This is a genomic window from Massilia sp. LjRoot122, assembly GCF_964252725.1.
In the GTDB taxonomy this organism is placed as follows: domain Bacteria; phylum Pseudomonadota; class Gammaproteobacteria; order Burkholderiales; family Burkholderiaceae_D; genus Telluria.
This window is the reverse complement of the sequence record NZ_CAXUPB020000001.1, coordinates 4,733,378-4,747,564: the sequence shown is the minus strand read 5'-3', so window position 1 is coordinate 4,747,564 and position 14,187 is coordinate 4,733,378. Positions and strand designations below refer to the sequence as shown.

13 protein-coding genes are annotated in these 14,187 nt (G+C 67.3%); 6 read left to right on the top strand and 7 right to left on the bottom strand.

The genetic code is table 11. The features are described 5' to 3' along the window. The first annotated feature begins 72 nt into the window (after window positions 1-72). Window positions 73-2,175 (top strand): putative bifunctional diguanylate cyclase/phosphodiesterase, encoded by a 2,103-nt coding sequence (locus tag ACSQ25_RS20865; protein WP_436107580.1) that lies wholly within the window; start codon window positions 73-75, stop codon window positions 2,173-2,175. 5 nt (window positions 2,176-2,180) lie between these two features. Here the strand turns inward: ACSQ25_RS20865 and ACSQ25_RS20860 are convergent, their stop codons facing one another. From ACSQ25_RS20860 to argS, 7 genes are read right to left on the bottom strand one after another with little or no spacing between them, the layout of a single operon-like run. Then, entirely contained in the window at window positions 2,181-2,876 is a 696-nt protein-coding gene (locus ACSQ25_RS20860; RefSeq protein ID WP_436107579.1) for an SPOR domain-containing protein, read from the bottom strand. Beyond that, window positions 2,870-3,616 carry a type III pantothenate kinase gene (locus tag ACSQ25_RS20855; protein WP_436107578.1) on the bottom strand — a complete coding sequence of 249 codons (747 nt, stop codon included), beginning with the start codon at window positions 3,614-3,616 and terminating at the stop codon, window positions 2,870-2,872. The genes ACSQ25_RS20860 and ACSQ25_RS20855 overlap by 7 nt, the downstream gene beginning before the upstream one ends. 2 nt (window positions 3,617-3,618) lie before the next feature. Then, complete coding sequence (locus ACSQ25_RS20850) at window positions 3,619-4,383, bottom strand: biotin--[acetyl-CoA-carboxylase] ligase (RefSeq protein WP_436107577.1); 765 nt, start codon at window positions 4,381-4,383, stop codon at window positions 3,619-3,621. Next, window positions 4,380-5,174, bottom strand: a complete 795-nt coding sequence (locus ACSQ25_RS20845; protein WP_436107576.1) for an SDR family oxidoreductase — start codon at window positions 5,172-5,174, stop codon at window positions 4,380-4,382. The genes ACSQ25_RS20850 and ACSQ25_RS20845 overlap by 4 nt, the downstream gene beginning before the upstream one ends. Next, the gene (locus tag ACSQ25_RS20840; RefSeq protein WP_436107575.1) at window positions 5,171-5,836 is read right to left on the bottom strand and encodes a thiol:disulfide interchange protein DsbA/DsbL; all 666 of its coding nucleotides are present in this window, start codon (window positions 5,834-5,836) and stop codon (window positions 5,171-5,173) included. Before ACSQ25_RS20840 ends, ACSQ25_RS20845 begins: the two co-directional genes overlap by 4 nt. A 24-nt stretch (window positions 5,837-5,860) precedes the next feature. Then, on the bottom strand, window positions 5,861-6,550 hold the full coding sequence (locus tag ACSQ25_RS20835) for an SPOR domain-containing protein (protein WP_436107574.1): 690 nt from the start codon (window positions 6,548-6,550) through the stop codon (window positions 5,861-5,863). 7 nt (window positions 6,551-6,557) lie between these two features. Then, entirely contained in the window at window positions 6,558-8,297 is a 1,740-nt protein-coding gene (gene argS, locus ACSQ25_RS20830; protein ID WP_436107573.1) for an arginine--tRNA ligase, read from the bottom strand. Between the two features lie 185 nt (window positions 8,298-8,482). Between argS and rsmB the strand changes: the two genes are divergently transcribed. From rsmB to ACSQ25_RS20805, 5 genes are read left to right on the top strand one after another with little or no spacing between them, the layout of a single operon-like run. Continuing rightward, the gene (gene rsmB, locus ACSQ25_RS20825) at window positions 8,483-10,012 is read left to right on the top strand and encodes a 16S rRNA (cytosine(967)-C(5))-methyltransferase RsmB (protein ID WP_436107572.1); all 1,530 of its coding nucleotides are present in this window, start codon (window positions 8,483-8,485) and stop codon (window positions 10,010-10,012) included. A gap of 54 nt (window positions 10,013-10,066) precedes the next feature. After that, window positions 10,067-10,630, top strand: a complete 564-nt coding sequence (locus ACSQ25_RS20820) for a DUF4390 domain-containing protein (RefSeq protein WP_436107571.1) — start codon at window positions 10,067-10,069, stop codon at window positions 10,628-10,630. A 5-nt stretch (window positions 10,631-10,635) separates the two neighbouring features. After that, window positions 10,636-12,954 carry an ATP-binding protein gene (locus tag ACSQ25_RS20815; protein ID WP_436107570.1) on the top strand — a complete coding sequence of 773 codons (2,319 nt, stop codon included), beginning with the start codon at window positions 10,636-10,638 and terminating at the stop codon, window positions 12,952-12,954. A gap of 52 nt (window positions 12,955-13,006) precedes the next feature. Beyond that, window positions 13,007-13,750 (top strand): response regulator, encoded by a 744-nt coding sequence (locus tag ACSQ25_RS20810; protein ID WP_436107569.1) that lies wholly within the window; start codon window positions 13,007-13,009, stop codon window positions 13,748-13,750. Further along, the gene (locus ACSQ25_RS20805; RefSeq protein WP_436107568.1) at window positions 13,751-14,134 is read left to right on the top strand and encodes a GTPase; all 384 of its coding nucleotides are present in this window, start codon (window positions 13,751-13,753) and stop codon (window positions 14,132-14,134) included. Window positions 14,135-14,187 lie beyond the last annotated feature (53 nt).

Below are 14,187 nucleotides of genomic sequence, written 5' to 3'. Positions count from 1 at the left end.
ATAATATATCAACGGACATTTGCGAACTGTTACTGTTGGTATTTACAGTGCCAGGCGGTTTGGAGAGCAGTCATGGTTGAGCAAAACCTACTTGTAATCACATCAGGTTCAGCGACACTCGCCAGACTGCTTGCAACGCTAGCCGGGGCCGCATCCGACACCCTGCTTCTGCGTGTCGATGTCACGGCAAGCGTCCAGGCGGCGCAAGTGCACGGATCGGCGCATGCTGTCCATGTGGTTCTGCTCGATCTGGACACAGCCGGCGCGAACGGCGTGGGCGAGTTGGCGCTTGCCATCCGGGAGTTCGCACCGATTCCGGTCCTCGTGTGGATGGCGAGCGGACGATCCGGACTGGAGCCCGAATTGCTGGGGCAGGGTGCGGCGGCATGCTTGAACGATTCATCGACCGCGTCCGATCTGATCTTGCAGATCCTGGCGCTCGTGATCCGGCATGCCGCGTCACAGCATGCGCTTCACGAGCGGCAACAGCAAACGGCGATTTCGCTCGAGGCCATTGCAGACGGAGTCATCTGTACAAATTCCCGCGCCGAGATCACCTTCCTCAACTCCGCCGCCCGCCGCTTGCTGCACTACCCGTCCACGGAGCTCGTCGGTCGCCCGATTGCAGGCCTCATGGCATTCCAGGATGCGGAGAACCTGGAGGCGCTCGTGCATCCCGTACATCAAGTCATCTCGACACTGCAAAGCGCGCGCGTCGCCCCGGGGACCGTTCTGGTCCGCCATGACGGCACGACGATACGCATCGAGGATTCCTGCTCGCCGATCATCGACGAATCCGGCGCACTGGTGGGGACCGTGATGGTATTCCACGACACGACCGAGGCCTACGAGATGCAGGCCAAGGTCGACCATCTCGCATGGCACGACTTCCTGACCGGCTTGCCCAACCGTTTCGCGATCCAAAAACATCTCGACCAGGCCCTGGCCCATGCCGCGACCCATCGCCAGAGCGTGCCGGTCCTGTACCTGGATCTGGACAAGTTCAAACTCGTGAACGACACGCTGGGGCATGATGCCGGCGATAAGCTCCTCGTTTCTGTCGCGGAGCGCTTGCGCGGCTGCTTCCGGCTGATCGACCTGGTTGGCCGGCAGGGCGGCGACGAATTCGTCGTCGTGATGGCGCCGGGCTCGAGTACGGAAGAGGCCATGCTGGCTGCGGCACGCATTGTCGAAGCGCTCGCCAGGCCGCACCAGGTAGGCGGTAAGGACATTCGGATTGGCTGCAGTGCCGGCATCGCAAGCTATCCCGAACACGGCACGACCGTGGAAATTCTGCTCCAGCATGCGGATATTGCCCTGCAAAGTGTCAAGGGCGGCGGCAGAAACGGCTGGCGCGTTTTCACGCATGCCTTACATGCCGACACGCTGGAGCGTCAACGTATCGAAGAGCGGCTGCGGCTTGCGCTGAACGCCGGCAGCTTCAGTCTGTTCTATCAGCCGAAGATCAAGTTCCCGGACGGGAAGGTATGCGGGTGCGAAGCCTTGTTGCGGTGGCACGATGCGGACTGGGGATGGGTGGCACCCACAAAATTCATCCCGTGTGCCGAGGCGTCGGGCCTGATCAATGCCCTGGGAAGATGGGTGTTCGATGAAGCGCTCCGGCAAGCGCTGGCCTGGACCAGCGAGGGGGTGGACTTCGGCACCATCGCCATCAATGTATCGGCCGAGGAGTTGCGTCATCCTGGATTCGTCGACTACATCGGCGCGCAATTGCAGGCATCGGACATCGACCCAGCCTTGTTGCAGCTCGAACTGACGGAGTCGGTGCTCATGCACGATATCGGTCACGCGAGCAGATCGCTGCGACAACTCAAGGAACTGGGCCTGACGCTGGCGATCGACGATTTCGGGACCGGTTATTCCAGCTTGAGCTATCTCGCAGACTTCCCGGTGGATGTGCTCAAGATCGACCGGTCTTTTATTCATGGAATCAACCGGGCAGGTACGCGCCAACAGGCACTCCTGCATGCCATCCTGACCCTTGCAAAGAGCCTGTCACTGGTCGTGGTCGCCGAAGGCATCGAAACTGCGGAAGAAGAGCATTTCCTGCTCCAGAGCGGGTGTGAGGTAGGCCAGGGTTACTACTACAGCCAACCCCTGGACTTGCCATCGTTCGAACGCTTCCTGTCTTCGGCGGGCGTGTACCAGCACTGAACGGGTCACTGGCAGGGACGCAGCTGCACGCCGGTGAAATCGTCGGCAATGCCGGCGACGCGGCTGCGCTCGTCCGGCGTCAGGTCGCGGAACTGCCAGGCCGCGCGCGTGCCCAGCGGGCCGCGCGGCAGCACGCGCACGCCGCGCACGCCCTGTTTTCCGAGCGCCGCCACCAGGGTTTGGGCGGCAGTCTCGGTCTTGAACACGCCCAGCGACACCGCCCACTTGAGCGGCGAGTCGCCCTGCATCACGAAGAAATTCGCGACGCCTTTTTCCTTCAGCTCGGCCACGCGGCGGTCGGCGCCTTCCTTGCCGCCGTTCGGCGGCAGGTAGACCAGGTGGCTGGTGACTTCCTGGAAGGGCAGGCTGGTACGGGTGACGCGTGTGCCAAGATCGAGGCGGTTGACCCGGGTCTCGAAGCGGCGCGCATCGGCCGAAGCGAAGGCGCCGGCCTGGGTGCAGGCGATGGTTTCAAGGGGCGGCGCCGCGACGGGTACGGGTTCGGCAGGCTGCGGCGCGGAGACTTCGGCGGCCGCGCGTGCTTCGGCCGGGCTCAGGAGCACCATGCGCTCGGCGGCCAGCTGGTTCTTCAGGCGCTGCGGCTCGCGCTCGGCGCCGTCGAGCTTGCCGAGGTAGCCCTGCGCATACGCGAACACCAGGGCGTTGAGTGCCAGCAGTGCCCAGAATACGAATTTCAACAAGTGCGCTCTCCGTTCAAGGGGACGGCCGCCGCGTGCAGGCCGACCAGCACAATGTTATCGACCACCCGGTGCGCAAACTTGAGGACCGGCGCGATATACGGCGCCGCGCCGCCCGACAGGATGCAGGCGCTGGCGCCATGCGCCGCACAGGCGCGCTCGATGGCGCCGGCCTGGGCCGACAAGACGCCGGAAATGATCGCGTCGTCGGTGTTGTCGCCGAAGACAGGCGGCGGGGCGGCCCCTGGCGTCACTTGGGGCAGCTGGGCGGTATTGCGGGCCAGCGAGCCGGCCATCAGGGCCAGGCCGGGCAGGATCATGCCGCCGATGAAGCGCCCGTCGGCGCTGACGGCATCCACCGTGGTGGCGGTGCCGCAGGTGGCCACGATGAGGTCCTGTCCGGGCGCCAGCGCGCGTGCGCCGATGGCGGCGGCGAAGCGGTCGCAGCCCAGCTGGCCCGGGTTGCGGTAGCCGTTGCGCAGGCCGGCGCGCTCGGCGCTGGAGGCGAACCACTCGACCGCGATCCCGGCGGGCAGGACCTGCGCGATCTGTTCGCGCACGGCGGCGCCGGCGACGTTCGAGATCAGGGCACGCGTCACGCCGGCCCGTCGCCACGCATCGGCCGCGCCTTCGAGTCCGGCGTGCGACACCGCATCGGCCAGCGTCCAGGCGCCCAGTGCCGCGCCCGGCGCGGCGAGTGCCCACTTGATGCGGGTGTTGCCCGCGTCGATCAGCAGCAGCATGCTTACTCCTTGATCCTGAGCGACACGTCGCCCGCCAGCACCGTCGTGCGCCCCTCCGCCGTGTCGAGCAGCAGCCGGCCCGCGTCATCGACGCCGGCAGCCAGGCCTTCCTGCAGCACCTGTCCGTTGTCGAGGATGACGACGGTCTGGCCCTGCCAGGCGTGGCGCAGGTTCCAGCGCGCGCTGAAGGCGCCGAAGCCCTGGCGCGCGAACAGGCGCAGCGCCTCGGCCAGGGCGTCGAGCAGGGCCGCCATCAATACCTCGCGTTCCATGCGCGCCAGCCAGGGCGCGCCGGCGGCGCTGCGACCGAGCAGCGCCTCCACTTCGTCCGGCATGATCAGGTTGAGGCCGATGCCGATCACGGCCCAGGTGCCGCCCCCTGGCGCGGACTGGGTCTCGATCAGGATCCCGGCCAGCTTGGCGCCGTCCTTGAGCACGTCGTTCGGCCACTTGAGCTGGACCTGCACGCCCAGCTGGGCCAGCGCGTCGCCCAGCGCCACGCCGACCGCGAGCGGCAGGCCGGACAGCACTTGCGGGCCGCCGTCGAATTTCCAGGCCAGCGAGAACGTCAGCGAGTTGTCGCTGGACGAGAGCCAGCTGCGCCCCGCGCGGCCGCGGCCGGCGGTCTGGTGCTCGGCCACCAGCAGCACGGGCTCGGTCAGCTGAGCTGCGCGCGCCAGCAGGTCGGCATTGGTCGAGCCGGTCTCTAACACGACTTCCACCGCCACGCCGGCGCGCGCCAGGGCAGCGATGCGCTCCGCCTTCATGCTTCCCCCTGGCGCTGTTTGGTGGGCGCACGCGAAAACGCGAGATCGAACAGGGCGTTCGGCAGCAGGCGCAGCAGCTTGGCCACGGCGCCCATCTGCCAGGGCAGGACGCGGTAGCCGGCGCCGCGCGCGATGACGTCAAGCGCCAGCGCGGCAAAGCGTTCGGCGGGCATCAGGAAAGGCATGGGAAAACGGTTGTTGCGGGTCATGGGTGTGTCGATGTAGCCGGGGACGATGGTCACCACCCTGATGTTCGATGCGCGCAGTTCCAGGCGCAGCGATTCGCAGTAGCTGTGCACCGCGGCCTTCGAGGCGCAGTAGGCGCCCGCGCCGCGCATGCCGCGGATGCCGGCCACGCTGCCGATGCCGACCAGGCGGCACGGCCCCGGCTGGGCTTTCATGGTCGCGATGAAGGGAGCGAAGGTGGCCACGGTGGCGTTCACGTTGGTGGCAAACACGGCGTCGAATACCGCCAGGTCGGCGGGACGCTCGGTGAGGGTGCCGTGCGAGATGCCGGCGCTGGCGATGACGGTGTCGGCGCCGCCGTTCGCCGCAATGAAGTCGGCGGCCGCCGCGGCCACGGCCTCACGGTCGGTGACGTCCGCCGCATAGATGCGGTGGCGTTCGGGGTGGGGCAGGCTGGCGGCGAGGTCTTCCAGCAAGGGACGGCGCCGCGCCAGCAGGCCGAGGGAGGCGCCGCGCGCCGCATATTCGCGCGCCAGTGCCGCGCCGATGCCGCTCGAGGCGCCGGTGATGAACACCCGGTCCGCGCGGCCCGGCGGGAGGGTCATTTCTTGTCCGCTTTCGCCCGTGCGACCAGCCCGTCCATCACCTGCAGGGTTGCCTGCAGCGCTTCGTTGCCGCTGATACTGTTGGCCTCGTTGAGCATGCCCGGCGAGGTCAGGAAGCGGCCGTCGATGGCGATCATCGGCCAGTGGGTGATGCGGTAGGACTCCATCATCGCCTGCGCGCGGCGCAGCTTGGCCTGCACGCCGAAGGAGCGGTAGGTGTCGATGAATTTCGCGCGGTCGATGCCGGCGCGGCTGGCCCAGTCGAACACCTGTTCGTCCTGGGCGAAGGTCTGGCGGTCGACGTGCATGGCGTTGAAGACCTTGCCGTGGAACTGATCGAGCAGGCCGAGCGATTCCAGCGTAAAGAACAGGCGCTGCTGGGCCGCGACCTGCGGACCGCGCGGCACGTGCACGCGGCGGAACACGATGTTGTCGCCCTGCTTCTTGACCCATTCGGCCAGCTGCGGCTCGAAGGCATAGCAGTGCGGGCAGTAATAGGCGAAGAACTCCAGCACCTCGACCTTGCGTCCGCTGTCGGTCGGCTGCGCTTCCGGCAGGGCCTGGTATTCCGCGCCTTCCTTGGGTGCGGCGGGGGAGGCCGCGGCAAGGCCGGAAGCGGCGAACAGTGCGGCGGAGACGATCAGGCGGCGAAGCTGGTTCATGCGGTTCCTCGGTGGTCGGACTGCTTAACGCTGGTTGCGGACGATGGCGACGTCGATGCCGCTGTCGAGCAGCTTGGCGCGCGCCTTGTTCATGGCTTCCGGTCCGCTGTAGGGGCCGACGCGCACGCGGTGCAGCACGCCGCTGTCGGTACTGCGGTCGCTGATCGCGGCCTCGAAACCGAGCAGGGCCAGCTTGGCGCGGGTGTTCTCGGCATCGGACATCTCGCGGAAGGCGCCGGCCTGCAGGTAGTAGATGTAGCCGTCGCCGCCGGCGGCCGGGGCCGCAGGGGCCGGTGCCGGTGCTGCCGTATTCGGCGGAGCCGCCGCCGGCGCTGCGGCCGGAGCGGCCGGAACGGCCGGTGCCGCGCCCTGCATGCCCGCGATGGCCTGGCCCAGCGGGTCGGCTTCGGCGGCAGCCGGCGCCGGCGCCGGTGCGGGCGCCGGGCGGCTGGCGCGTTCGGCGATCTCGCGGTTCGCTTCGCGCGCGGCGTCGCGGTTGCCGTACAGCGGCTTGTTCGGATCGCTCGCCTGGCTCGGCTCGAGGTCGGCCGGGCGGCCCATCTTGTTCGAGCGGTCGGTGAACGGCGACTGGCCCTTGGTGATCACGAGCGCGACCGCCACCGCGATCCCCAGGCCGATGATCAGGCCGATGATGATGCCGGTCAGGGTGCTGCCGCGCTGGCGCAGCGGGGAGAAGGAACGGATGACGGTCATGTTGCGATTACTCTTGGGTTTCAGTAGGGGCGCGTTCCATCTTGCTTGGGGCCGAGACGCCGATCAGGGCCAGGCCGTTGCGCAGCACCTGGCGGGTGGCGGTGGCCAGGGCCAGGCGCGCCAGCTTCAGGGCTTCGTCGTCGTCGAGCAGCCATTTGTGCGCGAAGTAGTAGCTGTGCAGTTCGCCGGCCAGTTCGCGCAGGTAGAAGGCGACGTGGTGCGGGCCCAGCTCGAGCTTGGCGCGCTCCAGCATTTCCGGATAGGTGGCCAGCTTGGACAGCAGGCTGGCTTCGTGCGGCGTCTCGAGCAGGGACAGGTCTGCATTGACCAGCTGCGCTTCGTCTCCGCCCCAGTTGGCCAGCGCCGAGCAGATGCGGGCGTGGGCGTACTGCACGTAGTAGACCGGGTTCTCGTCCGAGGTCTTGAGGGCGACGTCGACGTCGAACACGAACTCGGTGTCGGCCTTGCGCGAGATGAGGAAGAAGCGCACTGCGTCGCGGCCGCGCGTCACGTCGCCGTTGCCCGACCATTCGATCAGGTCGCGCACGGTGACGTAGGAACCGGCGCGCTTGGAGATCTTGACCTCTTCGCCGTTCTTCATCACGGTGACCATCTTGTGCAGCACGTAGTCAGGATAGCCCTGCGGGATGCCGATGTTCACCGCCTGCAGGCCGGCGCGCACACGCGCGATGGTGCCGTGGTGGTCGCTGCCCTGCACGTTGATGGCCTGGTCGAAGCCGCGGCGGAATTTCTGGATGTGGTAGGCCACGTCCGGCACGAAATACGTATAGGTGCCGTCGGACTTGCGCATCACGCGGTCCTTGTCGTCGCCGTAGTCGGTGGTCTTGAGCCACAGCGCGCCCTCGTGTTCGTAGGTGACGCCGGCGTCGACCAGGGCCTGCACGGCCGCTTCCACCTTGCCGTCCGCGTACAGCGAGGACTCGAGGTAGTAATTGTCGAACTTGACGCCGAAGGCCTGCAGGTCCTGGTCCTGCTCGTTGCGCAGGTAGGCCACGGCGAAGCGGCGGATCGATTCGATGTCCTCGACGTCGCCCGAGGCCGTGGCCGGCTCGCCGTCGCTGGCCGAGACGGTTTTCTTCGCCAGGAAGTCGGCGGCAATGTCGGCGATGTAGTCGCCGTTGTAGGCCGACTCCGGCCACTGCAGGTCGCCCGGCCGGAAGCCCTTGGCGCGCGCCTGCACCGAGGTGGCGAGGGTGGCGATCTGGACGCCGGCGTCGTTGTAGTAGAACTCGCGGGTCACCTCATGGCCCTGCGATTCGAACAGCGAGGACAGGGCATCGCCCAGCGCGGCCTGGCGGCCGTGGCCGACGTGCAGCGGGCCGGTCGGATTGGCCGACACGAATTCGATGATGGCGTGGTGGCCCTGGCCGGAAGTGCCGCGGCCGAAGGCCTCGCCTTGCTCCAGCACGGTCTTGACGACCGACTGCTTGGCACTGGCGGCGACGCGCAGGTTGATGAAGCCGGGGCCGGCCACGTCGGCCGACTCGACCAGGCCGGCGGCGCCGGGCTCGGCCAGCAGGGCGGCGACCAGGCGGGTGGCCAGCTCGCGCGGGTTGGTCTTGAGCGGCTTGGCCAGCTGCATGGCGATGTTGCAGGCGATGTCGCCGTGGCTCGGGTCGCGCGGGCGCTCCAGTACCACGTTGGGGGTGAGGTCGGTGCCGGCGACGATCGGCGCGAGGGCGGCCTGGAACAGGGCAACGATCTGTTGTTTTTGTTGGGCGAGCATGGGGATGTCGATCTGATAAAAATGGCGGGCCTGTGGACAGGCAAACAGCAGCCATTATACTGGTTTGGCGCAGCGCGCAATATGTTCAGCTCGGCAATTGCGGTACTTGCTCAGTGGTCAACTTAAGCAGCACCAAAGCCTATGCCGTTACAATGAAGGCCATTTTTCACTGTACCGATCCTGCCATGACCGACAAGCGCCCGACGCTCTCCCTGAAACCCAAAGCCAAGCCGGCGCGTTCCACGTCGCCGCAGGGCAGGGAGCGGCCGTCCGAGGCGCGGCCCCAGGGCGGCCAGGCAGCCGTTGCCAAACCGTCCTATCGCCCGTCGGCCGAGCGCGAAGCGATGCGCGAACCCGCGCGCCTGCGCCCGAGCCACGAAGTGAAGGTGGCGCCGCAGCGCGACTACCGCCCCGACCTGAAGGCCGATTCGCTGGCCCTGGCCCTGGTGGGTGCGGCCAATGCCGTGGCGCGCGTGCGTGCCGGCAGCGCGCTGCCGCAGGCGCTGGCCGGGGTATTTACGGCCTATGACGTGACCCCGCAGGCGCGCGGCGCGATCCAGGACATTGCCTACCGCAGCATGCGCCAGCTGGGCCGCAGCGAAACCCTGCTGGGCCTGATGACCAGCAAGGCGCCGGAGCCGCCGATGCTGGCCGGCCTGCTGATTGCGGCGCTGGCCCTGCTCGACCCGCCCGAAGGCACGAATCCGCCTTACGAAGCCTTCACCGTGGTGGACCAGGCCGTGAACGCGGCGGCCAGCCACCCCGACTTCGCCCACGCCAAGGCCATGGTGAACGCCGTGCTGCGCCGCTTCCTGCGCGAGCGCGAGGCCCTGGTGGCGGAGGCCCTGAAGCAGCCGCTGGCGCGCTGGAATTATCCGCAATGGTGGATCGACAGTACCCGCGCGGCCTATCCGTCCGACTGGGAAGCCATTCTTGCGGCCGGCAACGTGCATCCGCCGCTGACCCTGCGCGTGAACCGCCGCCGTCTGGATGTCGACAGCTATATGAACAGCCTGCGCGATGCCGGCATCGAGGCGGCGCAGGTGGGGCCCAGCGCGGTGCGCCTGGCGCAGGCCGTCAACGTCAGCCAGATCCCGGGCTTCCATGAAGGCATGGTGTCGGTGCAGGACGCCGGCGCCCAGCTGGCGGCGCCGCTGCTCGACCTGGCCGACGGCATGCGCGTGCTGGATGCCTGCGCGGCCCCCGGCGGCAAGAGCGGCCACATCCTCGAGGCGGCCGAGGTCGACCTGACCTCGGTCGATGCCGATGCCCAGCGCCTGGCGCGCGTGCGCGACAACCTGGGCCGGCTCGGACTGGAAGCGAAGCTGATCACGGCCGAGGCCCAGGACAGCGGCTGGTGGGACGGCCGACCCTTCGACCGCATCCTGGCCGACGTGCCCTGCACGGCCTCCGGCATCGTGCGCCGCCACCCGGACATCCGCTGGCTGCGCCGCAAGTCGGACACGCTCCAACTTGCAACACTTTCCGCCAAAATACTCGACAACCTTTGGCAGATGCTGCTGCCCAATGGTAAATTGTTGTTTGTGACATGTTCGCTCTGGCCCCAGGAATCGGAGGCGCAGGCTGCCGCATTCGCGGCGCGCCACGACGCCATCCGCCTCGACGCGCCGGGCCAGCTGCTGCCAGCCAGCGGTGCCGGGCAGGATCATGACGGCTTGTTCTATGCGCTGTTCCAGAAGAAGGCAGCGCAGTGATCCATCCGACTTCGGCTTCAACTCGGCTTTAACCATTTAGGCTCCGGCTCACCCGTGACGTTACGATTTCTTTGCCTCCTCGCTTGCCAGCTGCTGCTGGTCTTCGCGTGTTCGCAGGCACGGGCGGCCGAGGTCATCGATATCACCAAGGTCGAAATCCAGACCAGCGAAGACGGCTATCGCCTGAATACCGCCTTCGCCTTCGACCTGAACCACGAGCTGCAGGACGCGGTCCAGCACGGCATCAAGCTGCACTTCACCACCGAGATCGAAATGACGCGCCCGCGCTGGTGGTGGCGCGACGAGAAGGCGGTGTTCTCCAAGCGCACCATCGGCATCTCCTACGACATGCTGACGCGCCAGTACATCGTCACCATCGGCGGCAGCGTGCCCCAGCCCTTCACGACCCTCGACGACGCCCTGTCGCTGATCCGGCGTCCCGCGCGCTGGCTGATCGCGCCCAAGGGAGCGCTCAAGCAGGGCGAGGTCTACAACGTGTCGGTGCGTATGTTCATGGACCGCGACTTCCTGTCCAAGCCCCTGCAGGTCAACGCCATCAATGATTCGAGCTGGCGCCTGAGCTCGAGCCGGAAGAACTTCACCTACCGTGCGGAGTAAGCCGGATGCGGGCTAAATCGTTCAACCAGGCGCTGCGCTACGCGCTGGTGGTGGGCGGCGCCATCGTCTCGATCCTGCTGTTCCTGCTCGCCTCGGCGTCCGACAACTCGGGCTTCTTCGACCGCTACTACACCTGGCTGCTGGGCGTGAACGCCGGCATGGCCGCGCTGCTGCTGATCCTGGTGATCGTGGCCCTGGCGCGCCTGTATTCGCGCTACAAGGCCGGCAAGTTCGGCTCGCGCCTGGTGGCGCGGCTGGTGCTGCTGTTCGCCGGCATCGGCATCCTGCCGGGGCTGGTCGTCTTCATGGTGTCGGTGCGCTTCGTCTCGCACTCGATCGATTCCTGGTTCGACGTCAAGATCGAGGCCGCGATCGAATCCGGCCTCAACCTGGGCCGCGCCGCCCTCGACGAAGCGGTGGCCGAACTGGGCGCCACCGGCCAGACCGCGGCCGCCACACTGGCCGGCCAGGATGCGGTGATGGTGCAGGGCGTGCTGAGCGGCCTGGTGAACGACATCAGCGGCCTGCAGAGCGCCATGCTGATGACCGCCGACGGCACTGTGCTGGCCTCGAGTTCGCAGGACCGCAACGCCAACCTGGAGCTGGACAAGCCGACGCCCGACATGCTCAAGTCGGCCGCGCTGCCGGGCGGCTATGCGCGTCCGGAAGGGACGATCAACCGCGAGGTCACGAGCCAGAACGGCCAGAACGCCCAGGACGGTGGAAGCGCCCTGGATGCGGCCACCGGCCTGCGCCTGCGGGTGCTGCTGGCGGTGCCGGAAGCGGCCGGGGTGGAGCCGCGCTACCTGCAGCTGCTGCAGTCGGTGCCGGTCAACCTGGCCTCGAACGCGGTGGTGCTGGGCAGCGCCTCCGAGGAATACCGCTCGCGCTCGCTGCAACGCACCGGCCTGCGCAAGATGTACATCGAGACGCTGACCTTGACCCTGCTGCTGGCGATCTTCGGGGCGATCGGCAGCGCCTTCCTCATGGCCGGCAACCTGGCCCAGCCGCTGCTGGTGCTGGCCGAGGGCACGCAGGCGGTGGCCGAAGGCGACCTGTCGCCGCGTCCGACCGTCGAGACCAACGACGAACTGGGCACCCTGACGCGCTCGTTCAATGCGATGACCGGCCAGCTGTTCGAGGCGCGCAGCGCGGTCGAGCGCAACCGCATGGCGCTGCAGAACGCCAAGGCCCACCTGGAGTCGGTGCTGGCGAATATGTCGGCGGGCGTGATCGTGCTCGATGCCGAAGGACGGGTGGTCAACTCGAACGACGCCGCCTACCGCATCCTGCAGGTCGAGCCGGGCGCGCTGGCGGGTCCGCTGTCCAGCATCGCCGGCCTGGAAACCTTCTACAACTGCATCACGCGTGCGATTTCGGCCCAGAGCGCCCAGAGCGCGGCCAGCGCCGACCGGCGCCGGCGCGCCCACTGGCAGCAGCAGATCGAGATCCCGCGCCGCGGCAGCGGCGACGAGCACGATCACGACATCACGCTGCTGGCGCGCGGCTCGCGCCTGCCGGTGGGCACCGGCAGCGGCTTCATCGTGGTGTTCGACGATATCTCGGACGTGATCTCGGCCCAGCGCTCGGTAGCCTGGGGCGAAGTGGCGCGCCGCCTGGCGCACGAGATCAAGAACCCGCTGACCCCGATCCAGCTGTCGGCCGAGCGCCTGCAGATGAAGCTGGAATCGAGCCTGCCGCCCTACGAGGCCGAACTGCTGAAGAAGAGCACCACCACCATCGTCAACCAGGTCGACGCCATGAAGCGCATGGTGGACGACTTCCGCGACTATGCGCGCACGCCGCCGGCGGTGCTGGAACCGCTCGACCTGAACGGCCTGATCAACGAGATCCTGCAGCTCTACCTGGCCGAGGACGGCTCGGACGTGATTCATGCCGCGCTGGCGCCGGATCTGCCAAAAGTGATGGGCGACGCCACCCAGCTGCGCCAGGTGATCCACAACCTGGTGCAGAATGCGCAGGATGCGCTGGTCGACCGCGGCTCCGATGCCCCTAGCCCGCGGGTGGACGTCACCACCGAGGCCATCCACTACGAGGGCGCAGACGGCGCCGCCGGCACCGCGGTGCGCCTGGCGATCACGGACAACGGCCCCGGCTTCTCGCCGCGCATCCTGGCGCGCGCCTTCGAGCCCTATGTCACGTCGAAGGCGCGCGGCACCGGCCTCGGCCTGCCGATGGTGAAAAAGATCATCGACGAACACGGCGGCCGCATCGATATCGGCAACCGGGCGGACGGATGTGGCGCGTCAGTATTCATTTTGCTGTTAAAGTTAGCCCCTGAGGCGAACTTGTCCGAAATATAAAAGACGGCATAAAATCGCACCATGACGGGTAAGAGATCAGGAAGGCAAGAAGATGGCGAACATACTCGTAGTTGATGATGAAATGGGCATCCGGGAATTACTCTCGGAAATCCTGGGCGACGAAGGCCACGCCATCACGCTGGCAGAAAATGCGCAGCAGGCGCGCGAGGCGCGTGCCGCCGGCGCCCCCGACCTGGTCCTGCTCGATATCTGGATGCCGGATACCGACGGCGTCACCCTGCTCAAGGAATGGCAGCGCGACGGCCTGCTCACCATGCCGGTCATCATGATGTCCGGCCACGCCACCATCGATACCGCCGTCGAAGCGACCCGCATCGGCGCCCTGAACTTCCTCGAAAAGCCGATCGCCCTGCAGAAACTGCTGAAGGCCGTGCAGCAGGGCCTGACGCGCGCCCAGGAAGTGGCGCGCGCGCCGCTGGCTCCGCCGCGTCCGCTTGCCGCCGCACCCGCTCCCGTCGCCGACGGCGGCGCCGGCCCGGTCACCGCCGCAGCCACCCCGATGTTTTCCCAGCCGGTGCCACAGATGGCCAACGGCTCGCGCCTGGTGCATGCGATCTCGCAGGGCGAGGGTACCGGCTATACGCTGTCCTTCGACCTGCCGCTGCGCGAAGCGCGCGACGCCTTCGAACGCATGTACTTCGAACACCACCTGGGCCGCGAAGGCGGCAGCATGACGCGCGTGGCCGAGAAGACCGGCCTCGAACGTACCCACCTGTACCGCAAACTCAAGCAGCTCGGCGTCGAGCCGGGCAAGCTCGCCAAGAAGGGCGTCTGATTGCCCGGCTTGCGCGCCGGCGTCGCGACCACCCTGGTCACCGGCGCCTCGGCGGCCCTGCGCGAGGCGGCCATCGCCTCGCTGCTCGAGGCTGCACCGTCCTCTCCTGAGGGCTTCAGCGCCGTCATCCTCGAAGGGCTGGCTTCGGGCAGCTCACCCATCCCCGACTCATCTTCTGTCAGACTTGTCCGACTCGCACCCGGGTGTGTGTGCTGCACCGGGAACCTGGTTTTGCGTGTAACATTAAATCGACTGTTGCGCCAAGGGCCGGAACGCCTGTTCATCGGTTTGGCGAGCAGTGAACACCTTGATCAGTTGCGATCGTGGCTGCAAGAAGCGCCATACGATCAGCTGTTGGCACTGAACCCGACCGTACACGCCTGACATCTCTGCTTACATTGCGCGTACTTGAAATCGGTCCAGCGAGCCCCACCTCT